This is a genomic window from Roseateles sp. So40a (genome assembly GCF_048081605.1).
Classification (GTDB): domain Bacteria; phylum Pseudomonadota; class Gammaproteobacteria; order Burkholderiales; family Burkholderiaceae_C; genus Roseateles.
On sequence record NZ_CP182288.1, the window covers coordinates 5,342,937 to 5,364,785 of the forward strand.

Sequence of the window (21,849 nt, forward strand, 5' to 3'; positions counted from 1 at the left end):
ACTCGCTCACTTCTTGACATGGGCCTTGGCCAGCGCGTCCGTGTCGATGTCGACATAGGTGTAGAAGTCGCGCTGATAGAGGTTCTTGTCGTAGCCGATGACCCAGGGCTGGGTCATGTCGGTGAAGATGCGATGCACGTGGACCTTGTAGGGCATGTACGCGATCAGCAGCTTCTGCGCGCGCGTCATCACGGCGAGCCGCTCGGGACCGTCGGGCATGCCGTGCTGCTGGCGGTACAGCGCGTTGTACTCGGGCAGGTCGAAGCGGGACTTGTTGGACTGCCCCTTGCTGCCGACGTAACCCAGGCCCAGGAAGTTCTCGCCGTCCGGCACGTCGGCGCTCCAGCCCATGCCCCACATCATGAGCTTGCCGGCGTTGGCGGCCTTCAGGTTCTCGGGCCACTTGGCGATCTTGAAGCGGATGCGGATGTCCAGCGCGTCCATGTTCTTCTGCCACAGCTCGGCGAGCTGGCGGTTCTGGCCGTCGGGCTGCGTCGAATAGTCGAGAACCAGCGGGCTGCCGTCGGGCAGGTCGCGCCAGCCGTCGCCGTCCTTGTCGACGTAGCCGTACAGATCGAGCAGCGCCTTGGCGCGCGCGCGGTCGAACTGGCTCATCTCCGACTTGAAGGCGTTGTCGTAGCCGGTCACGCCGGGCGAGATGATCCCTTGCGCGGGGATGGCCTGGCCGCGGCGCGGCAGGCGGATCTCCTGGTCGAGGTCCACGCCCATCGCGATCGCGCGGCGCAGCGCGATCTTCTCGGGCGTGTAGCCGCCGACCACCGGATCTTCCATGTTGAAGTAGGAGATCGCGACGTCCGCGCGCTCGTAGCGCACGGCCTTGAGGCCGTCCTTGGCGAGGTTGGGCGCGAGCTTGTTCTGCGGCATGCCGATCGGCGCGAACTCCGACGGCAGGTCGTCCAGCATGTCGAATTCCTTGCGCAGGAAGGACAGCCAGCGCGGCTGCGCTTCCTCGATCACGGCGATCTCGACGCGATCGACCAGCGGCAGCTTGCGGCCTTGCAGGCGGCGCACGGCGTCGGCCAGCTCGGGCTTGGCGGTGGCGGCGTCCTCGTGATAACGCTCGTCGCGGAAGTTGGGATTGCGCTCGAGCACGATGCGCGAGGACCGGCGCCATTCGCCGAGCTTCCACGCGCCGGTGCCCACCGGGTGCTCCATGATGCGGTCGCCGTAGGCCTCGACGACCTCGCGCGCGACGATGCCCACCATCGGATCGGCGAAGTGGTACAGCAGACGCGGATCGCTGTTGGCGATGCGCATCTCCACGGTGTAGCGGTCGATCGCGCGCAGGCCTTCGACGGGGCGGTCGTAGTCGAACGGCGTCTTGTTCTTCAGCGACTCGGCGCGGACCTCCGACAGGCCCAGGATCTTGGCGCCCTCGAAGCGGTAGAGATGGCCGCTCTTCACGCGCGGGTCGTAGTGGCGCTTGATCGTGTAGATCAGGTCATCGGCGACGAGCTCGCGCTTCTTGCCCTTGAACGCCGGGTCGTCGCTGAACAGCACGCCGCGCTTGAGCTTGAAGACGAAACGCCGCGCGTCGTCGCTGATCTCGGGCATGCCGTCGGTGATGGCGGGCTCGAGGCGATAGGGACGGCTCAGGTAGCTGAAGCGCAGCGGCGCGTCGAAGATGCCCGCGGTGACGTTGCGCGAGTACAGGTCGGTGACCTGCGCCGGATCGAAGCCGGTCTCCGCCGCGCGGATCGCATAGCGCAGCACCTTGGGCGCGGAAGTGGCCTGTTCATCGGCAGCGCGGGCGGTCGACGGGATCACCGTGAACATCGCCAGCGCCGCGAGGGATGCCGAAAGTAAGAGCGCCTGGGATTGTGTCCCGGCCGTGCCGCGTCGCATCTGGATGCCGTCCTTGAATTCGAAAGCGCGCCAGTCTAGTGGGCGATGTCCGCGCCCGCCATGCCAACAACCCCGAGACCGCGCGCGCGATCGCGAGGGAGGGCGCATTGTGGATGGAAGGCCCTGCTTCTACCGACATGCATCATCAGTTTTCTTCGATGGATTCAGGGCAAATGCCGGTGCGGGGGGTGGGGTCGCTCACGTAGACTCGCGCGTGATTTTTCGACCCGCAGGCCCCGGCCGTCACAAGCGTCCGGGGTCTGTCTTTATCGGCCGCCGGACGCTCACGCGCACCCGGCGGCGCTTGCTTGGAGTCCCGCGGCATGGCGGCATATCTCATCAGGCGCCTGTGGCAGATGGTCCCGACGATGTTGGGCGTCGTGCTGCTGGTGTTCTTCCTCTTCAAATGGTTTGGCGGTGATCCCGCCGAGGTGCTCGGCGGCCAGAACGCCAGCCAGGACCAGATCGATGCCATCCGCGAGCAGCTCGGGCTGAACAAGCCGGTGTGGGAGCAGCTGCTGATCTTCCTGCAGCAGATCGTGACCTTCGACTGGGGCAAGAGCTGGGCGACCAACGAGTCGGTGGCCAACCTCTTCGCCACGCGCATGCCGGCCACGCTGACGGTGATGCTGCCGATCCTGGTGCTCGAGGTGATCCTGGCGATCCCGTTCGCGCTGGCCGTGGCCTACATGCGCGGCAGCCTGACGGACCGCGCGGTGATGATCCTCACCACGGTCGCGGTGTCGATCTCGCTGCTGGTCTACGTGATCGTCGCGCAGTACGTCTTCGCGTTCCGGCTGGGCTGGTTCCCGGTGCAGGGCTGGAGCGACTCGCTGTGGACCAACCTCACGACCTACGCGCCGCTGCCGGTGTTCGTGGCCGTGGCGGTGGCGCTGGCGCCCTACACGCGGCTGTACCGCACCTTCTTCCTCGACGAGATCGGCCATGAATACGTGCGCACCGCGCGGGCCAAGGGTCTGACCGAGAAGACGATCCTGCTCAAGCACGTGCTGCGCAACGCGATGATCCCGATCATGACCAACATCTCCGTGGCGCTGCCCGGCGTGTTCGTCGGCTCGTTCCTGCTGGAGGTCTTCTTCTCGATCCCGGGCCTGGGCCGCGAGATCCTGCTGGCGGTCAACCGCAACGACTATCCGGTGATCCAGGCGTTCGCGATCTACATCGCGGCGCTGACGATGGTGGTGAACCTCGTCACCGACCTTCTCTACAAGCTCGTCGATCCGCGGGTGGTCCTCAAATGAGCGCAGTGCTGTCGAATCAACCCGTGGCCGTGGCGCCCAAGCGCTCGCAGGGCGTGTGGGCCGCGTCGTGGCGGCGCCTGAAGTCCGACAAGCTCGGCGTGTTCTCGATGATCGTGGTGGCGCTGTCGCTGCTGCTGGTGCTGGCGGCGGGCGTGGGCCTGGTCGCCGGCGACTGGCAGAAGGAGACCGGCGTGCCCAACGCGCCGCCGACCTTCATGGGTCCGGCGCCGGCCGAGGACATGGGCGCGATCGCCCAGCCCAAGGGTCCCAACGTCGACCTGAGCGACATCGACCCGCTGGCGCCCAAGTACGCTGAATGGAGCGAGCGCGCCAAGCAGTACAAGACCGAGGACGCGCCGCGCGCGCAGACGCTGGCCTTCGGTGCGGACCGGCTGGGCCGCGACGTGCTGGCCAAGGCGATCAAGGGCGCGGAGATCTCGATCATGGTGGGCCTGCTGGCCGCGCTGGTGGCCACGGTCATCGGCACGGTGCTGGGCGCGCTGTCGGGCTTCTACGGCGGCAAGGTCGGCGACTTCCTGGAGTGGGTCTACAACGTCTTCACGGCGATGCCCAACATCCTGCTGATCTTCGCGTTCGCGGTCGTCTTCGGCCGGGGCGTGATGCCGGTGGTGATGATCCTGGGCCTGGCGGGCTGGACCGGCATCTACCGGCTGGTGCGCGCGGAGTTCATGAAGCACTCGGTGCGCGAGTACGTGCGCAGTGCCGAGGCCATCGGCGCGAGCAAGAACTCGCGCATGTTCAAGCACATCCTGCCCAACGTGTCGCACGTGGCGCTGGTGCAGCTGTCGCTGCACGTGGTGGGCTTCATCAAGAGCGAGGTCATCCTGTCCTACCTGGGCCTGGGCGTGAGCGTGGACCAGGTGTCCTGGGGCACGATGCTGGCCGAGGCGCAAAGCGAGCTGATCCTGGGCTACTGGTGGCAGCTGGCGGCGGTGACCGGTTTCATGGCGGTGTTCGTCACCGCGTTCGCCCTCTTCACGGATGCGCTGCGCGATGCGCTCGATCCGAAACTGCGCGGTCTGGAGTAAGCCATGCTGTTGAGCATTCAAGACCTGAAGGTCGCCTTCCGCATGGGCAAGGTCGACGGCGTCATGCAGCGCCAGCTGGCCGTCAAGGTCGTGAGCTTCGACATCCCCGAGAACAGCACCGTGGCGCTGGTGGGCGAGTCGGGCTCGGGCAAGAGCGTGACGGCGATGTCCATCCTGAACCTGCTGCCCGACAACGCCGAGCGCAGCGGTCAGATCCTGTTCCAGGGACGCGACCTGCTGAAGACCTCGCTGCGCGAGCTGCAGTCGGTGCGCGGCCGCGAGATCGCGTGCGTGTTCCAGGACCCGATGAGCTCGCTCAATCCGGTGTTCCAGGTGGCCGACCAGATCATGGAGCCGCTGATGAAGCACCTGGGCATGAGCCGGCGCCAGGCGCTGGTGCGCGCCGAGGAGCTGCTCAACGAGGTCGGCATCCCCGATCCGAAGCGCCGCCTGAAGAGCTATCCGCACGAGATGTCGGGCGGCCAGCAGCAGCGCGTGATGATCGCGGTGGCGCTGGCCTGCAATCCCAAGCTGCTGATCGCCGACGAGCCGACCACCGCGCTGGACGTGACGATCCAGCGCCAGGTGATGGAGCTGCTGGCCAAGCTCAAGGACACGCACAAGATGAGCATGCTGTTCATCTCGCATGACCTGGGCGTGGTGGGCGAGATCGCCGATCAGGTCGTGGTCATGCGCCATGGCGAGATCCGCGAGAAGGCGCCGGTGGCGGACATCTTCCACAGCCCGAAGGATGCGTACACGAAGGCGCTGCTGGCCTGCCGGCCGTCACTGACGGAGAACCCCGCGCGGCTGATGGTGATCGACGATCACATCGCCGGACGTTCGGCGCAGGGCGCGGGCAAGGCCAAGGATCCGGCCGCGCCGGTGATCCTGGAGGTCAAGGGATTGAAGAAGAGCTTCTTCTTCAAGTCCGGGCTGTTCAGCAAGACCGAGTTCAAGGCCGTCAAGGGCGTGGACTTCCAACTGCGCAAGGGCCACACGCTGGGCGTGGTGGGCGAGTCCGGCTCGGGCAAGACGACGATGGGCCTGACGCTGCTGCGGCTGCACGAGCCCACCGGCGGGCAGGTGCTCTTCGAGGGCAAGGACCTGCTGACGATGAATGGGCCGGAGTGGCAGAAGATGCGCCGGCGCATCCAGGTGGTGTTCCAGAACCCGTATGCCTCGCTGAATCCGCGCTTCACGATCGCGCAGACGCTGCTGGAGCCGATGGAGATCCACGGCATCGGCGGCAGCCATGACGAGCGTCTGGCGACGGCGAGCGCGCTGCTGCGCAAGGTCGGCCTGGACGAGACGGCGCTGCACAAGTATCCGCACGAGTTCTCCGGCGGTCAGCGCCAGCGGATCGCGATCGCGCGCTGCCTGACGCTCAAGCCGGAAGTGCTGGTGCTGGACGAGGCGGTGTCGGCGCTGGACGTGTCGGTGCAGGCGCAGGTGCTGAACCTGCTCAAGGACCTGCAGGATGAATTCGGCCTGAGCTACATCTTCATCAGCCACGACCTGGCGGTGGTGAAGTTCATCTCCGACGAGGTGCTGGTGATGCAGCACGGCGACGTCGTGGAGCAGGCGGATGCGCGCGCGCTGCTGGCCGCGCCGAAGCAGGAGTACACGAAGCGCCTGCTGGGCGCCGTGCCCCGGGGATATCAGGGGCACGACACGCCTGCCACCAGCGTGGCCTGAACGTTGGGACCGAATTTCACTGGATTTGGTGCTTTCAACACCTGTTGAAAACAACAATTTCAGTGAAATACTTTGACAGATTTCACCGGATTCGATAGTTTCAGCGAATGCTGAAATCTAATGATTCGGTGAACGTCGAGGGCCAGGCGCGGGATGCGCTGGCGCGGGTGCTTTCGGAGGTTCCCGGACTGGATCGGGTGGACATCCAGGACACGCGTGGCGGTGCGGATGCCTCGATCGACTTCCTCTGTCGACTGGTGTTCCAAGGACGCGAGCAACTCTTGGCGGGCGAGGTCAACTCGAGTGGACAGCCTCGCCATATCCAAGGAGCGCTTTTCCAGCTCAAGCGCTATCTGGAGACCCAAAGCCCCGGCGTCATCCCGCTGGTCGTCGCCCCCTACCTGTCGGAGCGGGTGCGCGACCTGTGCGTGGACAGTGGCGCGAGCTATCTGGACCTCCAAGGCAACGCGCGCATTGTGTTCCCCGGCTTCTTCCTGTTCCGGGAAACGGCCGGCAAACCGGCGAATGAGCGGCGCGAGATGCGTTCGCTGTTCAAGCCGAAGTCAGCAGCAGTGCTGCGATGCATGCTGCGCCAGCCAGCGCGGGCATGGCGTGTCTCCGAGCTTTCGAGCGAGACATCGGTCAGCCTTGGACACGTCAGCAATGTGCGGACCAGTCTTCTCGATCGGGAGTGGGCTGAGGTGTCCGAAGGCGGCCTGCGCTTGAGCCAGCCCGATGCCTTGCTGGATGCGTGGCGCGATGCCTACGAGCCTCCAGCCGCCGTGCGTCAGGAGTTCTACACGACCTTGCACGGCGCGACGTTGGATGACGTCCTGAGGGCTGAATCGACCGCGTCGTCCGCCTCAGGCCACGCGATCCTGTCGGGCTTCTCGGCGGCGAGATGGCTCGCGCCGTATGGACGAACCAGCACCTGCTCCTTCTACGCGGATGCGAAGGGTGCCGACCATCTGCGTCGCGTGCTCGGGCTGGTGGCCGCCGGGCGGGGCTCGAACGTGGAGATCGCGATCGTGGAGGACACCGGACTCTTGCGGGACGCCATCGAACCCGCGTCCGGCATTCATTGCACCAGTGTCGTTCAGACCTACCTCGACCTCTGCGCCTCCGGCGAGCGAGGCCAGGAGGCGGCGGAACATCTTCGACGAGAGAGGCTGCGATGGCAGGATTGACGCCCGGTGAGGCGCAGCACGCCGAGGCGTATGACGAGCGGACCACGGCCGCAGTGAAGTCGGTACTGGTCGAGATCGGCCAGATCCTCGGGGAGTTCAAGGGGAAGTTCGCGATCGTCGGCGGCGCAGTGCCCTGGCTCCTGCTCGATTCACGCAGCGACATGCGTCACGTCGGCACGCTGGATCTCGACCTCAGCCTGGACGCGGAAGCCCTCGGCGACGGCGCTTACGCGAGTCTCGTTGAATCGCTGATGGCGCATGGTTACGCGCAACGGTCCTCGTTGCGCCGGTTCCAACTCGTTCGACAGACTGCGCCGCGGGACGGCGGACCGGCCATTGACGTCATCGTCGATTTCCTGATGCCGCGTGACGCCGTGATCATCAAGAACCATCCGCCGCTCGTCGACGGCTTCGCCGTTCAGCGGGCCAGCGGGGCCGAACTGGCGCTCCGATACAACGAACTCGTCGCGGTGTCGGGACCCATGCCCGATGGAGGAAGCAACCGAGTCGAAGTGACGGTCTGCTCGATCCCCGCTCTGCTGGCGATGAAGGGTCACGCGATCGCGAACCGGTACAAGCAGAAGGACGCCTACGACATCTACTACTGCGTGCGCAATTACCCCGGTGGCATCGATGCGCTCGCTCAAGCTTGTCGACCGTTGCTCGATCATCAGGAGGCGCGCATCGGATTCAGCTTCATCGACGGAAAGTTCGATGTGACCGATGGATTCGGGCCGACCTGTGTTCGCCGCTTCGTCGAAGAGAGTCGAATCCTGGAAGACAGGACGCCCGAGCAATGGCAGCTTGACGCGTTCGGCCAAGTCGACGCGTGGCTGCGTGCCTTGGGCCTTCGCGCCTGAGCCCCGCGCTCTTCCCGACCCCTGCACCAAAAGGGAACTTTCCACAAGACGAAGCTTGGTCCCCGCGCACATGCGGGGACACCTCCTGTGGCTTCCGGAAGCGATGGCTAGAATGGCCAGCAAGTTTTGTGCCGTCAGGATCCCCCATGTCGCTTCGCCGCCCACTGCTGCTCTCGACCGCGCTCGCGCTGGCCTTGGCCATGCCCGGAGCGTGGGCATCGAAGGACGACCGCGCGAAGCCCCTGAATCTCGTCTTTGACCGCGAGGGCGCGATCGACAAGGTCAAGCAACGCTCCGAATTCAACGGGAACGTGATCATGACCAAGGGCTCGATGGAGCTGCGCGCCGAACGCATGGACGTGCAGGAAACGAGCGACGGCTACTACCAGGCCTACGCCAACGGCACCGCCGCCAAGCAGGTCCACTTCCGCCAGGACCGCGACACCCCCGGTGAGCGCATCGAGGGCCGCGCCGACCAGATCGAATACGACACCCGCACCGAGATGATCCGCCTCGTCGGCAACGCCGAGGCGCGCGTGATGCAGGGCGATCAGCTCAAGCAGGCCCTGTCGGGCGCCACCCTGAACTACGACAACCGGACCGAACGCCTGGTCGTCGAGACGGGCGCCACGTCGCCGCATCCCAGTGGTCGTGGCCGCGTCGTGCTGATGCCGCGCAACGCCGCGAGCGAGCCGCCGCCCGCCAGCAGCGCGCCACTGCCCCTGCGCCCGAGCATCAACCTCGCCCCCCGCCAGTCGTCCCAGCAATGAGCGAAGCCCGTACGAACTCCTCCCGGAGCCGCCTGCAGGCCTGGGGGCTGCAGAAGTCCTATGGGGTCCGCAAGGTGGTCAAGGACGTCCACCTGGATCTGCACAGCGGTGAGGTCATCGGACTGCTCGGCCCCAACGGCGCCGGCAAGACGACGAGCTTCTACATGATCGTGGGGCTGGTCCGCGCCGATGCCGGCGAGATCCAGATCGACGGTCAACCCGTGCAGAACCTGCCCATCCATCAGCGCTCGCGCATGGGCCTGAGCTACCTGCCGCAGGAAGCGTCGATCTTCCGCAAGCTCAACGTCGAGGAGAACATCCGCGCCGTGCTGGAGCTGCAACTCGACGACAAGGGCAAGGCATGGCCGTCCGCGCGCATCGACGCAGAGCTGGACAAGCTGCTCAACGAGCTCTCCATCGAGAAGCTGCGCGACACGCCCGCGCCGGCGCTGTCCGGCGGCGAGCGCCGCCGCGTCGAGATCGCCCGCGCGCTGGCCACGCAGCCGCGCTTCATCCTGCTGGACGAGCCCTTCGCTGGCGTGGACCCGATCGCGGTGCTGGAGATCCAACGGATCATCCGCTTCCTGAAGCAGCGCGGCATCGGCGTGCTGATCACCGACCACAACGTGCGCGAGACGCTGGGCATCTGCGACCGCGCCTACATCATCAGCGAAGGGGCGGTGCTCGCCGAAGGCACGCCCCAGCACATCGTCGAGCATCAGGACGTGCGCAGGGTCTATCTCGGCGAACACTTCAAGATGTAAGCCCGGGACGCGACATGAGGCCGACGCTACAGGTTCGCCTGTCCCAGCATCTTGCGCTGACGCCTCAGCTGCAGCAGTCCATCCGTCTGTTGCAGCTGTCGACGCTGGAGCTCCACCAGGAGGTGGAGCAGATGCTCGCGAGCAACCCGCTGCTGGAGACCGACGAGGAATTCGACGCCCCGCTGCCGACCGCGACGCAGGAGCGCCTGACCGAACGCGAGGAGCGCGAAGAACGCGTCGCGCAGACCGAGTCCGACAGCAGCAGCGGCGACGCGCCGGCGGGCGAGGAGATGCGGGCCGAGGAATTCGGCACCACCGAGCGCGACGACTGGGAGAACGGCACCGAGGGCGACGACTTCGACGGCATCCGCGAGACGCCGGGCAGCGCGCCCGCCTCGTCGGGCGACGACGACGACCGGCCCGAGACTGAAGCGCCGTCGGAGTCGCTGCAGGACGTGCTCAAGGCACAGATCCCCGGCATGACGCTCAGCGCGGTCGACCGCGCGGCGCTGCTCGCGCTGATCGAATCGCTCAATGACGACGGCTACCTCGAGGATCCGATCGAGGAACTGGTCGTGGCGATCCTCGGCGAGGACGCGGACCTCGAGCAGCGCGAGGACCTGCTGGACCGGTTCAAGGTCGCGCTCAGATGGCTGCAGTCGATGGAGCCGGCCGGCGTCGGCGCGCGCGACCTGGGCGAATGCCTGGAGCTGCAACTGCGCGTCCTGCCCAGATCGCCGGAACAGGCGCTGGCCATCGTTGTCTGCCGGCGCCATCTGGACCTGCTGGCCAAGCGGGACTGGCGCCGCCTGATGTCGCTGACCGGCGCGGACGAGGAGCTGCTGCGCGACGCGCAGTCGCTGATCGCGGGCCTGGAGCCCAAGCCGGGCCGCCGTTACGCGAAGAGCGACAACCGGCCGGTGATTCCGGACGTGATCGTGCAGAAGTCGGGCCGCAACTTCCGCGTGTCGATCAATCCGGAGGTGCTGCCCAAACTGCGCATCAACGACCTCTACGCACAGGCGCTGCGCGCCACGCGGGGCGGCGTCAGCAACTCGCCGCTGGGCGGGCAACTGCAGGAGGCGCGCTGGTTCATCAAGAACATCCAGCAGCGCTTCGACACCATCCAGCGCGTCAGCGAGGCGATCGTCGAGCGCCAGCGCGGGTTCTTCACCCACGGCGAGCTGGCGATGAAGCCGCTGGTGCTGCGCGAGATCGCCGATGAGCTGGGCCTGCACGAGTCCACCATCTCCCGCGTGACGACGGCCAAGTACATGGCCACGCCGTGGGGCACCTTCGAGCTCAAGTACTTCTTCGGCTCCAGTCTGTCGACCGAGGCCGGCGGCAACGCATCGAGCACGGCGGTGCGGGCGCTGATCAAGCAGTTCATCGCTGCCGAGGACACCGCGAGCCCGCTGTCGGACAGCCAGCTGTCGACGATGCTCGGCGAGCAGGGCATCACGGTGGCGCGGCGCACGGTCGCGAAGTACCGCGAGGCGCTCAAGCTCGCGCCCGCGAACCTGCGCAAGGCCCGATAAGGGTGGAACTCCCTCGCCCGCTTGCGGGAGAGGGTGGGGGTGAGGGCCAGTGGCGGTCGACGTGCGTCGGCGCCAATCGAATGGCGGTGGGACAATCCCCCGCTTGATCCTCCCTCCGCCCAAAATGTCCGATTCCGCCTATCACCTGTTCCTGCCCTGCGCCGCCGGCGTCGAAGACTGGCTGGAGGCGGAGGTGCGCGAGATCCTCGGCCCCGACGAATGCCTGGAGGGCCCCAAGGCCTTCCGGGGCGGGGTCGGCCTGTACGGCACGATGGCCGCGGTGATGCGCCTGAACCTGCACAGCCGGCTCGCGCAGCGCGTGCTGATCGAGGTCGCCCGCGAGGAATACCGCGACGAGAACGACATCTACGCGATCGCGCGCACGGTGGACTGGACGCGCTGGATCACGCCGCGCCAGACCCTGCGCGTGGACACGACGGCGCAGCGCTCGCCGCTGCACAGCCTGAACTTCGCGACGCTGCGCGTGAAGGACGCGGTCTGCGACGTGATGCGTGAGGACAGTGGCGAGCGGCCCAGTGTCGACACGCGCTGGCCGGACCTGCCGCTGCAGCTGCACCTGACGGAATACCTGGCGACCGTGTACGTCGACAGCTCGGGCGAGCCGCTGTTCAAGCGCGGCTGGCGCGAGGACAAGGGCGATGCGCCGCTCAAGGAGACGCTGGCCGCGGCGATGCTGGCGGCCGCGGGCTGGAAGGGCACGCGCGAGGCCGGCGGCGCGTTGAGCGATCCGTGCTGCGGCTCGGGGACGATCCCGGTGGAGGCCGCGACCATCGCCTGCAACATCGCGCCGGGCATCCAGCGCCGGTTCGCGTTCGAGAAGCTGCGGCCGTTCCAGCCCTTGCTGGCGGCGTGGCGCGCGATGAAGGACGAGGCGCGCGCGGCGGAACACCCGCCCGAGGTGCCGATCTTCGCGAGCGACGTGTCCTTCCGGATGGTGGACTTCGCGCGCCGCAACGCCGAGCGTGCCGGCGTGGCGCAATACATCCAGTTCAACGGCGGTGACGCGCTGGAGCGTCCGGCGCCCAAGCTGCCCGACGACGTGCCGGGCACGCTGATGCTGAACCCGCCTTACGGCGAGCGGATCGAGGTGCGCGGCAAGGCCGGTTCGCATCGGATGGACGCGGGCGCGCTGTCCGAGGAGCGCGACGCGGGCGACGACTTCTTCCCGCGGCTGTCGGCGCATTGGAAGCGCGCGTACACGCAGCACGACGCGGGATGGACCGCGTGGCTGCTGTGCCCGGAGATGAAGCTGCCGGGCAAGATGCGCCTGAAGGAATCGCGCCGCATCCCGATGTGGAACGGTCCGATTGAATGCCGCCTGTTCAGGTTCGACCTGGTGGCGGGTTCCGCGCGCAAGCAGGACGCCGCGAACGCCGACGCTGACGAGTGACTCCGCCGAAGGAGGGCCCTCCTGATGGGGAGGTGCCTCCCCCGACGATGCGATTTCCTTTTGCGGGAGCGACCGAGATGATTCACGCCGATCTAGGACCCGAGTTGGAGGCCATCGTGCTGAATCTGATCGAGAGCGGAAAGTACTCGTCTCGCGCGCAAGTGCTGCGCGAGAGCGTGGAGTTCAAGGACTGGCGAGAGACGCAGCTGCGTGCGTTCGATGCATCCATCGAGCGCGGTATCGCGGAGATCAAGGCAGGCGGAGGGATCCCAGCGGAGGAGGCCTTCGAGCGACTGTTCGAGAAGTACCCCGATCTGCGGTGACCGACCAGGATGCGAGTCAGCCTCTTGTCTGAGGCATCGGCCGATCTGGACGGCATCGCGGACTACATCCGCAAGAGCAACCCGAGTCGAGCTCGCAGCTTCATTCACGAGCTGCTGCAGAAGATCAACGGGCTGTCGTCGATGGCGGAGTCGTTCCGCGTGTTGCCTCGTTATGCGGCGAGTGGCTTGCGGAGGCGAGTCCACAAGCCTTACCAGATCTTCTACATCGCCGATGTCGCGCGGGACGTGGTCCACGTGGTGCGTGTTCTCCACACGTCTCGCGACACGGATCCGCTCTTGCTCCGATATGAGTGAGCTCAGTGACCCTCACCCAGCGCCAACCACCCCAACACCGCCAACGGTGCCGTATCCGCCCGCAGGATGCGCGGGCCGAGCTTGGCGGCGGTGAAGCCGCGTGAGCGCGCCGACTGCTCCTCGGCGTCGCTGAGGCCGCCTTCGGGGCCGCTCAGCACCGTGACGCGCTGCGCCTCGGTCGACGTCGCGGTCAGCGCCGACAGCGGTTGCGCGGCCACCGGGCTCAGCAACCAGCGCTGATCGTCAGCATCCGTCGGCAGCTCGGCCAGCCAAGCCGCCAGAGTCTTCACCGGCGCGACCTGCAAGGGCTTCGAACGCCCGCATTGCTCCGCCGCGGCGATCGCCACGCCCTGCCAGTGCGCGCGCTTCTTCTCCGCGCGATCGCCCTGCAGCCTCAGCACCGAGCGCTCGCTCATCAGCGGCTGGATCGCCACCGCGCCCAGCTCGCAGGCCTTCTCGACGATGCCGTCCATCCGATCATTGGCCGGCATCACCACCGCCAGCGTTACCGCGCGCCGCATCTCCCGATCGACCGCCTGACGCGACTTCAGCGCCACCCGCACCTCGCTGCGGCCCATCGCCGTCACGGCGGCGGTCCACTCGTCGCCGCTGCCGTCAAACAGCGTGATCTCGTCGCCGGGCTGCAGCCGCAGCACCTGCACATGGCGCGCCGCCCCGGGCGGCAACGCCAGTTCAGCCTCGAGCCCCGCCGCGTCCAGCGGCTGCTCGACATACAACCTTGCCGCCAACCTTCACCCCTTGAGCTTGTGCACCCAGGCCGCGAAGGCCGTCATCACCTTGCCCAGGAAGGCTTCGGTCTCGGGCTTGGCCAGGCTGCCGTCGGGCTTGAACATGTCGCCCGCGCCGCCCAGGTAGACCTCGGGCGACGGCAGCACCGGCGTGTTCAGGCAGGCCAGCACCTGACGCAGGTGGTGATGGGCACCGAAGGCGCCCAGCGCGCCCGGCGACAGCGTGATCACCGCAGCGGGCTTGCCGTCGAACGCGTTGTGGCCGTACGGACGCGACCCCACGTCCAGCGCGTTCTTCAGCACGCCGGGGATGGAACGGTTGTATTCGGGGCTCACGAACATCACCGCGTCGGCGGCCTTGATCGTGTTGCGGAAATCCACCCAGGCCTGCGGCGGCTCGGCCGCGTCGTCTTCGTTGTAGAACGGCAGCTGGCCGATCTCGACGATCTCCAGCTTCAGCTCGGCAGGCGCGAGCTTGGCCAGCGCGAGGGCGAGCTGACGGTTGAACGAGGCCTTGCGCAGGCTGCCGACCAGCACCGCGACACGATAGGACGAGGACATGAGAGTGCTCCCAACAAAGGAAGAACCACCCTCCGCAGCGTCAGGTGGTTCGGTTCAGTTGAAGCCCAGTGTCGCACGCAGTTCGTGAGCCGACGCATCGCCCTTGCTGGCGCGAACGCGATCGATGATGTCCAACGCCAGGGTCTGCAGCTGGTTCATGTCGGCGCATTGCTCGACCTCCAAGGCCAGCTTGTAGCCCTTGAGCAGGCCTTGCTGCTTGGCGAAGGTGCTGAGCGCGGCGTACAGCCCGGCGTAATCCAGCGAGGACGTCGGCGCGCCGGCCAGACGGGATGGCGCAGGCCGCGACAGCGAGGCGCCGCTCACGCGCGAAGCGGGGCCGCTGCTGGATCCGGGACCGGAGCCCATCGGCGTGGCGATCGAGCTGGGACCCATCGGGCGCGACAGCGGCGCACCGGCGGTCGCCTTCACCAGCGCATGCTGCAGCAGCAGTTCCAGGTCGGCGGGAGCGGCGCCCTGCACCATCCCCACCCAATCCGCGCCGGTCTTGCTGGCGTCGATCACCAGCAACAGGTTGCGGGCCACGCGTGCCTGCACCAGCGCGCGCGACTTGATCTCCGCCCTCCCGGCCTCTGTCTTTTCATAACGTTCTTCGAGCACGGCCTTGCCTCCTCAGGAGGGGCGAACTGTAGGCCGTGGCGGGCGACTTGCGCCCGCGAACATTCCCCGAAACTGCTACGGACTGCTACTTTTTGTCGCGCAATTCACGCCGCAGGACCTTGCCCACGGGCGTCTTGGGCAGCTCGTTGCGGAACTCGATGATGCGCGGACGCTTGTAACCGGTGAGGTTGGCTTCGCAGTAAGCCTTGACGTCAGCCTCGGTCAGCGCGGGGTTGCGGCGCACGATCACGACCTTCACCGCCTCGCCCGCCTTCTCGTCGGGCACGCCGACCGCCGCGCATTCGAGCACGCCCGGCATCTGCGTCAGCACGTCCTCGACCTCGTTCGGGTACACGTTGAAACCGCTGACCAGGATCATGTCCTTCTTGCGGTCCACGATGCGGAAGAAGCCGCGCTCGTCCACGGTGCCGATGTCACCGGTGCGGAAGAAGCCGTCGGCCGTCATGACCTTGGCCGTCTCGTCCGGACGCTGCCAGTAACCCGCCATCACCTGCGGGCCCTTGATCGCGATCTCGCCTGTGCCGCCGGAGGGCACCTCGTTGCCGTCGTCGTCCAGCAGCGTCACCTCGGTGCTCGACAGCGGCAGGCCGATCGAGCCGGTGTACGCGGTGCTGTCCGTCGGGTTGCAGCACGCCACCGGCGAGGTTTCGGACAAACCGTAGCCTTCGACGATGGGGCAACCGGTTTTCTCGAGCCACAGGCGCGCGGTGGCTTGCTGGACGGCCATGCCGCCGCCCACCGAGATCACCAGGCCGCTCCAGTCCACGGTGTTGAACTGCGCGTGGTTGGCCATCGCCATGAAGAGCGTGTTGACCGCGGGCAGGCTGTGGATCTTGTGGTGGCTGAGCTCCTTGAACACCGCGGGCAGATCGCGCGGATTGGGGATCAGCACGTTGCAGCCGCCCACGCGCATCGACAGCATCAGGTTCGTGGTGAAACCGAAGATGTGATACAGCGGCAGCGCGCAGACGCTCATCAGCTGCTCGTCCGCCGGCTTCTTCTTCAGCGCGGGCTGGTACCAGGCCTCGCACTGCAGCGTGTTGGCCACCAGGTTGCGATGCAGCAGCACGGCGCCCTTGGAGACACCCGTCGTGCCGCCGGTGTACTGCAGCACCGCGATGTCGTTGGGGCCGACGTCCGGGCGCGTGTAGCGCTGGCCGCGTCCCTTGGAGACGGCGTCATTGAAGCGCACCGCCGAGGGCAGCTCGAAGGCCGGCACCAGCTTCTTGACCTTGCGCACGACGTAGTTGACGACCATGCCCTTGGCGAAGCCCAGCATGTCGCCCATCGACGCGAGCACGATGTGCTTGGTCGGCACGCTCGCGAGCACCTGCTGCAGCGTGGCGGCGAAGTTCTCGATGATGACGATCGCCTTGGCGCCCGCATCCTTGAGCTGGTGCTCCAGCTCGCGCGGCGTGTACAGCGGATTCACGTTCACGACGACGAACCCCGCGCGCAACACGGCGGCGACGGCCACCGGGTACTGCGGCACGTTGGGCATCATGATCGCGACGCGATCGCCCTTCTCCAGCCCCAGGCCCTGCAGGTAGGCGGCCAGCGCGCGGGAGGCCTCGTCGATCTGCTCGAAGCTGATCGACTTGCCCAGCATCTTGTAGGCGGGACGCTCCGGAAACTGCTTGAACGCCGTCTCCATCAGCTCCACCAGCGAGGGATAGACATCCGCATCGATCTCGGCGGGCACCCCGGCCGGATAGTGCTTCAGCCAGTTCTTCTCCATTGTTCTGTCTCCAAGGTACGGCGCGGATTCTCGCTGATCGCCATGCGCCCCCCATCAGGGGATTCGATAGAGCGCACAAAGTGGAGAGATACCTCCAGAACGCACCGGGAAGGGGCTCGATGCGTCGGGTTCGCGAGGATCGCGCCGCGAACGCGAGATCGGCGAGACACAGACGACACACTGGCGAACATCGGCTCAGGCGGGCGCGTCCAGCGGCAGCCGCAGCAGCAGCTCGGTGCCGCCTTCCACCGGGGCGTCCTCGGGAATGCGCCACTCGATCTGCGCGCTGATGCGTTCGGCGCGCCGGCGCATGCCGCGCAGTCCGTTACCCTGGCGAAGGTCGGCAGCGAGGCCGCGGCCGTTGTCGACGATGGACAGCAAGACCTGGCCCCGCGCCTCGTCCACGCGCGTGGAGAAGCGCACCCGCGTCGCGCCCGCGTGGTGAATGATGTTGCTGAGCGCCTCCTGCACGATGCGGATCAGCTCGCGCCCGCCGGTGCCGCGCAGCGTGGGCAGCAGCGGCACGTCCGACAGCTGCCAGTCGAGTTCCAGCCCCGCGTCCTGCAGCCGCGGCGCCATGCGATGGCGCAGGTTGGCCAGCAGCAGCGTCAGGTCGCCATCGGTGACGGCCAGCGCGTCGACGGTCAGCCGCATCTCGCGGATGCAGTCGTCGAGCAGCCCCACCAGCGACTGCGACGTCACGCCGCGTTCCGCGCACAGCCGCGCGGTCACCAGCTGCGAGCCCAAGCCATCGTGCATCTCCTGCAGCAGCCGCTCGCGCTCCTGCGCGGCGGTGCGCTGGCGCTCGCTGTCCTGCAGGTCCTCCCAGCGGTCCTGCAGCTCCCGCGTGCGGGCGTCGAGCGCCTGCTCGAGCCGCACTCGCGCCATCGCCTCGTCCCGCAGCGAGCCCACGAAGCGCCGCTGCAAGGCCACGCCCGCCATGGTGATCAGCACGCCGTGACCGACGACGTTGATGTCCACCACGCTCATCTGGCGGGAGAGCACGAGCGCGAACCAGCTCACATACAGCCAGACCCAGCCCGACAAGGCCACCGCGCAGGCGGCCACCAGGTGCGCGCGGCGCGGGGTCGCGAGCGCCGCGCGCGCCGCCAGCACGGCCGCCGCGGCCAGCACCACAGTGCGGCTGCCCAGGGCCCACCACGGCCAGGGGTGGTGGAAGTCGGTCCAGCTCCAACCCAGGAACGCGGCGGTGCCATCGATGACGCAGCCGAGCACGAGGTAGGTCACGGCCATCTTCTCGGCCCAGCGTGCCGGGATCTCCGACAGCCGCGCCACCAGGAAGAGCAGACCCGCCTTGGACACCACGTCGGCCAGGTCCAGCGTCACGCGCCACCACGGCGCGGGGAACAGCGCGCCGTTGAGCAGGTAGGGCGACAGCAGCAGCGCGGTGCACAGGCAGAAGAGCCCGGTGACGCCGTAAAGCCATTCCTGGCGCAGCGCGAGCCACACCATCAGCATGAACAGGCCGATCACCAGGCCCGCCAGCGCGGTCGTCACGCGCAGCACCTGCCAGAAGCGCCGGCCCTCCTGCAGCGCGCGGATCTGCCCGGCCGGGCCGAGCAGCGGCGCGGACAGCCCCGCGCCCTCGAAGCCCGGCCGCGCCAGGCGCAGGCTGATGCGGTGCTCGCCGGCGGGCAGCAGCGAGGGCGGGATGCTCACCTGCAGCCGGCGTCCGGCCAGCAGCAGCCCGCGCTGCGCGAGGTCGTCCTCGTCCTCGGCCACCGAGCCGTTGCCCGGCCCGGAGTTGGCGATCAGCTGCCCGTCCAGGTAGACGCTCGCCGCCGGGCGATGCTGGATGACGAGCCAATAAGGCGACTCCGCGTGCTGGGCCAGGCGGAAGTCCAGCGCGAACCACAGCGCGCCGGGCGCGTCGGTCTCGTGGATCTGCACGGGCAGCTCGACGGGCTGCCCCACCGGCGGGCCGGCGGTGGGCAGGGCCCCGAGCACCTGCGCGGGGTCATGCGCGTCGCCCTGCAGCAGGCGCGCCTCGGTCATGCGCAGGACCTGCGAGGGCATCGCCGTGCCGTACTGCTGCGACAGCAGATGGACCGCGATCAGCAGCAGCAGCGGCAACGCGACGATCAGCGCGAGCCGGCGCATCGCGATCACCTGACTGTGGGCCCGCCTTCCCGGCCGCCTGTCCGTCCGCTTACTCGACCGCCTTGACCATGTCCTCGACGACCTTCTTCGCGTCGCCGAAGACCATCATGGTCTTGTCCATGTAGAAGAGCTCGTTGTCCAGGCCCGCGTATCCGGCGGCCATCGAGCGCTTGTTCACGATGACGGTGCGCGCCTTGTAGGCCTCCAGGATGGGCATGCCGAAGATCGGGCTGCCCTTCTGCAGCGCGGCCGGGTTCACCACGTCGTTGGCGCCCAGGATGATGGCGACGTCGGTCTGGCCGAACTCCGCGTTGATGTCCTCCATCTCGTGGACCTGGTCGTAGGGCACCTCGGCCTCGGCCAGCAGCACGTTCATGTGGCCCGGCATGCGACCCGCCACCGGATGGATGGCGTAGCGCACGGTGACGCCCTTCTCGATCAGCTTCTGCGCCAGCTCCTTGACCGCGTGCTGCGCGCGGGCCACGGCCAGGCCATAACCGGGGACGATGATCACGCTCTCCGCGTTGCCCAGGATGAAGGCGGCGTCGTCGGCGCTGCCGCTCTTGACGTTGCGCTGCTGCGCGGCGGCGGCGGTGGTCGCGCCCTCGGCGCCGAAGCCGCCCAGGATCACGTTGAAGAACGACCGGTTCATCGCCTTGCACATGATGTAGCTCAGGATCGCGCCCGAGCTGCCCACCAGCGAGCCCGCGATGATCAGCATGCTGTTGTTGAGCGAGAACCCGATGCCCGCGGCCGCCCAGCCCGAGTAGCTGTTCAGCATGGACACCACCACCGGCATGTCCGCGCCGCCGATCGGGATGATCAGCAGCACGCCCAGCGCGAAGCCCAGCAGCGCGACGAGGATGAAGTCCGTCGCGCTCTGCGAATGCCAGAAGCCGAAGATGAAGAACGCAGCGGCCAGGCCGAGGATCGCGTTCAGCCAGTGCTGCCCCGCGAAGGTGACCGGCGCGCCCTGGAACAGCCGGAACTTGTACTTGCCGCTGAGCTTGCCGAAGGCGATCACCGAGCCGGAGAAGGTCACCGCGCCGATGAAGCAGCCCAGCGCGAGCTCGACGCGGTTGCCGCCGGGGATGGGCTCGTAACGCGGGGCGATGCCGAAGGCATGGGGCTCCACGACCGCCGCGCCGGCGATGCACACCGCCGCCAGGCCGATCATGCTGTGCATGAAGGCGACCAGCTCCGGCATCTTCGTCATCTCGACGCGCTGCGCCATCACCGCGCCGATGCCGCCGCCGACGACCAGCCCGGCGAGCACATAGCCCAGCCCCAGCGTCTGCCCGCCGGCGAGCTTCAGGATCAGCGCGCCGGTGGTGAGCACGGCGATCGTCATGCCGGCCATGCCGAAGACATTGCCGCGGATGGAGGTCGTGGGATGCGACAGCCCCTTGAGCGCCTGGATGAAGCAGACGCTGGCGATCAGGTACAGCAGGGTGACCAGGTTCATCGACATGAGCTCAGCCCTTCCCGTTGCCGTTGCCGTTGCTGTTGGCGTTACCGTCGGTGGCGGCCGTCTTGCGTTCCTTCTTCTTGAACATCTCCAGCATCCGCCGCGTGACGAGGAAACCGCCGAAGACGTTGACCGCCGCGAGCGCGACGGCGAAGGTGCCCATGAACTTGCCCAGCGGCGTCTCGGTGAGCGCCGCGGCGAGCATCGCGCCCACGATGACGATCGCGGAGATCGCGTTGGTCACCGCCATCAGCGGCGTGTGCAGCGCCGGCGTCACGGTCCAGACGACGTGGTAACCGACGTAGATCGCCAGCACGAAGATCGTCAGGTTGATCAGGGTGGGAGAAACGGCGTCCATGCGGGGCTCCTCGTCAGGCCTTGCGGGTCACCTGGCCCTCGTGCGCGACGAGGCAGGCAGTGACGATGTCGTCGTCGGCGGGCAGCGCGAACCCGCGTTCCTGGGTCAGCACGAGCTTGAGGAAGTCCAGCACGTTGCGCGCGTACAGCGAAGACGAGTCCGCCGCCACCAGCGAGGGCAGGTTGATCTCGCCCACCAGCGTCACGCCGTGCTTGCGCACCGTCTGGCCGGGCTCGGTCAGCGGGCAGTTGCCGCCGGCGGGCGCCGCGATGTCGACGATCACCGACCCGGGTTTCATCGCGCGGACCATCTCCTCGGTGACCAGCACCGGCGCGGGCCGGCCCGGAATCAGCGCGGTGGTGATGACCACGTCAGCCTGCGCGACGCGCTTGGCCACCTCGACCTGCTGGCGCTGCAGCCAGCTCGGCGGCATCGGCCGGGCGTAGCCGCCCACGCCCTCGGCGGCCTGGCGTTCCTCGTCGGTCTCATAGGGCACCTCGATGAACTTGGCGCCCAGCGATTCGACCTGCTCCTTCACCGACGGCCGCACGTCGGAGGCCTCGATCACCGCGCCCAGCCGCTTGGCCGTGGCGATGGCCTGCAGGCCAGCCACCCCCACGCCCAGCACGACCACGCGCGCGGCCTTGATCGTGCCGGCGGCGGTCATCAGCATCGGAAACAGGCGCTGGTAATGGAAGGCGCCGAGCATCACCGCCTTGTAGCCGGCGATGTTGGCCTGGCTGGACAACACGTCCATGCTCTGCGCGCGCGTGGTGCGCGGCGCGGCTTCCAGCGCGAAGGCGGTCAGCCGCGCTTCGGCCAGCCGCTGCAGGCCGTCGCGGTCGAAGGGGTTGAGCATGCCGACGAGCACCGCGCCGGGCTGGAACAAGGCCAGCTCCGCCGCGTCGGGCGGCCGGACCTTGAGCACGAGCTCACAGGCGAAGGCGGCGTCTCGCGTGACGAGCTCCGCGCCGGCAGCGGCGTAGGCCTCGTCGGTCGCGCTGGCGTTCAGGCCCGCGCCATGCTGGACGCGCAGCACGTGGCCTTGCGCGACCAGCTTCTTGACGGTCTCCGGCGTCGCGGCGACGCGCGCTTCCCCCGCCGCGGTTTCCTGCGGCACACCGATCAGCATCTGGAATCCCTCCGCCTGAATCAGGGTCGGGCGAGCTTAA

Annotated in this window: 20 protein-coding genes; 11 read left to right on the plus strand and 9 right to left on the minus strand. The window is 67.6% G+C overall.

The features are described from left to right. Window positions 1–6: 6 nt before the first annotated feature. Window positions 7–1,866, minus strand: a complete 1,860-nt coding sequence (locus ACNI65_RS24360; RefSeq protein WP_416760017.1) for an ABC transporter substrate-binding protein — start codon at window positions 1,864–1,866, stop codon at window positions 7–9. Window positions 1,867–2,189: 323 nt separating this feature from the next. On the opposite strand from ACNI65_RS24360, the gene ACNI65_RS24365 reads away from it, so the two are divergent. The 11 genes from ACNI65_RS24365 (at window position 2,190) to ACNI65_RS24415 (ending at window position 13,043) form a co-directional block, all read left to right on the plus strand. Next, on the plus strand, window positions 2,190–3,128 hold the full coding sequence (locus ACNI65_RS24365) for an ABC transporter permease (protein WP_416760018.1): 939 nt from the start codon (window positions 2,190–2,192) through the stop codon (window positions 3,126–3,128). Continuing rightward, a complete protein-coding gene (locus ACNI65_RS24370) occupies window positions 3,125–4,177 on the plus strand; it encodes an ABC transporter permease (RefSeq protein ID WP_416760019.1) in 1,053 nt (350 codons plus the stop codon). The genes ACNI65_RS24365 and ACNI65_RS24370 overlap by 4 nt, the downstream gene beginning before the upstream one ends. 3 nt (window positions 4,178–4,180) lie before the next feature. Next, window positions 4,181–5,875: an ABC transporter ATP-binding protein gene (locus tag ACNI65_RS24375; protein ID WP_416760021.1), complete on the plus strand. Its 1,695-nt coding sequence runs from the start codon at window positions 4,181–4,183 to the stop codon at window positions 5,873–5,875. 107 nt (window positions 5,876–5,982) lie between these two features. After that, complete coding sequence (locus tag ACNI65_RS24380) at window positions 5,983–7,062, plus strand: type IV toxin-antitoxin system AbiEi family antitoxin (RefSeq protein WP_416760022.1); 1,080 nt, start codon at window positions 5,983–5,985, stop codon at window positions 7,060–7,062. After that, window positions 7,050–7,922 carry a nucleotidyl transferase AbiEii/AbiGii toxin family protein gene (locus ACNI65_RS24385; protein ID WP_416760023.1) on the plus strand — a complete coding sequence of 291 codons (873 nt, stop codon included), beginning with the start codon at window positions 7,050–7,052 and terminating at the stop codon, window positions 7,920–7,922. Before ACNI65_RS24380 ends, ACNI65_RS24385 begins: the two co-directional genes overlap by 13 nt. A gap of 146 nt (window positions 7,923–8,068) precedes the next feature. Further along, entirely contained in the window at window positions 8,069–8,692 is a 624-nt protein-coding gene (gene lptA / locus ACNI65_RS24390) for a lipopolysaccharide transport periplasmic protein LptA (RefSeq protein WP_416760024.1), read from the plus strand. Beyond that, window positions 8,689–9,456 (plus strand): LPS export ABC transporter ATP-binding protein, encoded by a 768-nt coding sequence (lptB, locus tag ACNI65_RS24395; RefSeq protein ID WP_416760025.1) that lies wholly within the window; start codon window positions 8,689–8,691, stop codon window positions 9,454–9,456. The genes lptA and lptB overlap by 4 nt, the downstream gene beginning before the upstream one ends. Window positions 9,457–9,470: 14 nt before the next feature. Beyond that, window positions 9,471–10,994, plus strand: coding sequence for an RNA polymerase factor sigma-54 (locus tag ACNI65_RS24400; protein WP_416760027.1), 1,524 nt, complete (start codon window positions 9,471–9,473; stop codon window positions 10,992–10,994). Between the two features lie 124 nt (window positions 10,995–11,118). Continuing rightward, on the plus strand, window positions 11,119–12,405 hold the full coding sequence (locus ACNI65_RS24405; RefSeq protein WP_416760028.1) for a THUMP domain-containing class I SAM-dependent RNA methyltransferase: 1,287 nt from the start codon (window positions 11,119–11,121) through the stop codon (window positions 12,403–12,405). 77 nt (window positions 12,406–12,482) lie between these two features. Beyond that, a complete protein-coding gene (locus tag ACNI65_RS24410) occupies window positions 12,483–12,728 on the plus strand; it encodes a type II toxin-antitoxin system ParD family antitoxin (protein ID WP_416760029.1) in 246 nt (81 codons plus the stop codon). Window positions 12,729–12,752: 24 nt separating this feature from the next. Further along, window positions 12,753–13,043 (plus strand): type II toxin-antitoxin system RelE/ParE family toxin, encoded by a 291-nt coding sequence (locus ACNI65_RS24415; RefSeq protein WP_416760030.1) that lies wholly within the window; start codon window positions 12,753–12,755, stop codon window positions 13,041–13,043. Between the two features lie 2 nt (window positions 13,044–13,045). Here ACNI65_RS24415 and ACNI65_RS24420 read toward each other — a convergent pair whose 3' ends face one another. The 8 genes from ACNI65_RS24420 to ACNI65_RS24455 form a co-directional block, all read right to left on the minus strand. Next, window positions 13,046–13,792 carry a 16S rRNA (uracil(1498)-N(3))-methyltransferase gene (locus tag ACNI65_RS24420; protein WP_416760032.1) on the minus strand — a complete coding sequence of 249 codons (747 nt, stop codon included), beginning with the start codon at window positions 13,790–13,792 and terminating at the stop codon, window positions 13,046–13,048. A 3-nt stretch (window positions 13,793–13,795) separates the two neighbouring features. Next, complete coding sequence (locus tag ACNI65_RS24425) at window positions 13,796–14,353, minus strand: NADPH-dependent FMN reductase (protein ID WP_416760033.1); 558 nt, start codon at window positions 14,351–14,353, stop codon at window positions 13,796–13,798. Between the two features lie 54 nt (window positions 14,354–14,407). Further along, the gene (locus ACNI65_RS24430) at window positions 14,408–14,971 is read right to left on the minus strand and encodes a hypothetical protein (protein ID WP_416760035.1); all 564 of its coding nucleotides are present in this window, start codon (window positions 14,969–14,971) and stop codon (window positions 14,408–14,410) included. Between the two features lie 85 nt (window positions 14,972–15,056). Continuing rightward, window positions 15,057–16,730, minus strand: coding sequence for a long-chain-fatty-acid--CoA ligase (locus tag ACNI65_RS24435; protein ID WP_416760037.1), 1,674 nt, complete (start codon window positions 16,728–16,730; stop codon window positions 15,057–15,059). A gap of 195 nt (window positions 16,731–16,925) precedes the next feature. Next, on the minus strand, window positions 16,926–18,851 hold the full coding sequence (locus ACNI65_RS24440; protein ID WP_416760039.1) for a sensor histidine kinase: 1,926 nt from the start codon (window positions 18,849–18,851) through the stop codon (window positions 16,926–16,928). 49 nt (window positions 18,852–18,900) lie between these two features. Next, window positions 18,901–20,322: an NAD(P)(+) transhydrogenase (Re/Si-specific) subunit beta gene (locus ACNI65_RS24445; protein WP_416760041.1), complete on the minus strand. Its 1,422-nt coding sequence runs from the start codon at window positions 20,320–20,322 to the stop codon at window positions 18,901–18,903. A gap of 4 nt (window positions 20,323–20,326) precedes the next feature. Further along, entirely contained in the window at window positions 20,327–20,677 is a 351-nt protein-coding gene (locus ACNI65_RS24450) for an NAD(P) transhydrogenase subunit alpha (RefSeq protein ID WP_416760043.1), read from the minus strand. 13 nt (window positions 20,678–20,690) lie between these two features. Beyond that, window positions 20,691–21,809 carry a Re/Si-specific NAD(P)(+) transhydrogenase subunit alpha gene (locus ACNI65_RS24455; RefSeq protein ID WP_416760044.1) on the minus strand — a complete coding sequence of 373 codons (1,119 nt, stop codon included), beginning with the start codon at window positions 21,807–21,809 and terminating at the stop codon, window positions 20,691–20,693. Window positions 21,810–21,849 lie beyond the last annotated feature (40 nt).

What these genes read in the sequence shown, in the direction of transcription:
- ACNI65_RS24360 (WP_416760017.1), bottom strand. Translation starts at nt 1,866, where the DNA reads ATGCGACGCGGCACGGCCGGGACACAATCCCAGGCGCTCTTACTTTCG.
- ACNI65_RS24365 (WP_416760018.1), top strand. Translation starts at nt 2,190, where the DNA reads ATGGCGGCATATCTCATCAGGCGCCTGTGGCAGATGGTCCCGACGATG.
- ACNI65_RS24370 (WP_416760019.1), top strand. Translation starts at nt 3,125, where the DNA reads ATGAGCGCAGTGCTGTCGAATCAACCCGTGGCCGTGGCGCCCAAGCGC.
- ACNI65_RS24375 (WP_416760021.1), top strand. Translation starts at nt 4,181, where the DNA reads ATGCTGTTGAGCATTCAAGACCTGAAGGTCGCCTTCCGCATGGGCAAG.
- ACNI65_RS24380 (WP_416760022.1), top strand. Translation starts at nt 5,983, where the DNA reads ATGCTGAAATCTAATGATTCGGTGAACGTCGAGGGCCAGGCGCGGGAT.
- ACNI65_RS24385 (WP_416760023.1), top strand. Translation starts at nt 7,050, where the DNA reads ATGGCAGGATTGACGCCCGGTGAGGCGCAGCACGCCGAGGCGTATGAC.
- lptA (WP_416760024.1), top strand. Translation starts at nt 8,069, where the DNA reads ATGTCGCTTCGCCGCCCACTGCTGCTCTCGACCGCGCTCGCGCTGGCC.
- lptB (WP_416760025.1), top strand. Translation starts at nt 8,689, where the DNA reads ATGAGCGAAGCCCGTACGAACTCCTCCCGGAGCCGCCTGCAGGCCTGG.
- ACNI65_RS24400 (WP_416760027.1), top strand. Translation starts at nt 9,471, where the DNA reads ATGAGGCCGACGCTACAGGTTCGCCTGTCCCAGCATCTTGCGCTGACG.
- ACNI65_RS24405 (WP_416760028.1), top strand. Translation starts at nt 11,119, where the DNA reads ATGTCCGATTCCGCCTATCACCTGTTCCTGCCCTGCGCCGCCGGCGTC.
- ACNI65_RS24410 (WP_416760029.1), top strand. Translation starts at nt 12,483, where the DNA reads ATGATTCACGCCGATCTAGGACCCGAGTTGGAGGCCATCGTGCTGAAT.
- ACNI65_RS24425 (WP_416760033.1), bottom strand. Translation starts at nt 14,353, where the DNA reads ATGTCCTCGTCCTATCGTGTCGCGGTGCTGGTCGGCAGCCTGCGCAAG.
- ACNI65_RS24435 (WP_416760037.1), bottom strand. Translation starts at nt 16,730, where the DNA reads ATGGAGAAGAACTGGCTGAAGCACTATCCGGCCGGGGTGCCCGCCGAG.
- ACNI65_RS24440 (WP_416760039.1), bottom strand. Translation starts at nt 18,851, where the DNA reads ATGCGCCGGCTCGCGCTGATCGTCGCGTTGCCGCTGCTGCTGCTGATC.
- ACNI65_RS24445 (WP_416760041.1), bottom strand. Translation starts at nt 20,322, where the DNA reads ATGTCGATGAACCTGGTCACCCTGCTGTACCTGATCGCCAGCGTCTGC.
- ACNI65_RS24450 (WP_416760043.1), bottom strand. Translation starts at nt 20,677, where the DNA reads ATGGACGCCGTTTCTCCCACCCTGATCAACCTGACGATCTTCGTGCTG.
- ACNI65_RS24455 (WP_416760044.1), bottom strand. Translation starts at nt 21,809, where the DNA reads ATGCTGATCGGTGTGCCGCAGGAAACCGCGGCGGGGGAAGCGCGCGTC.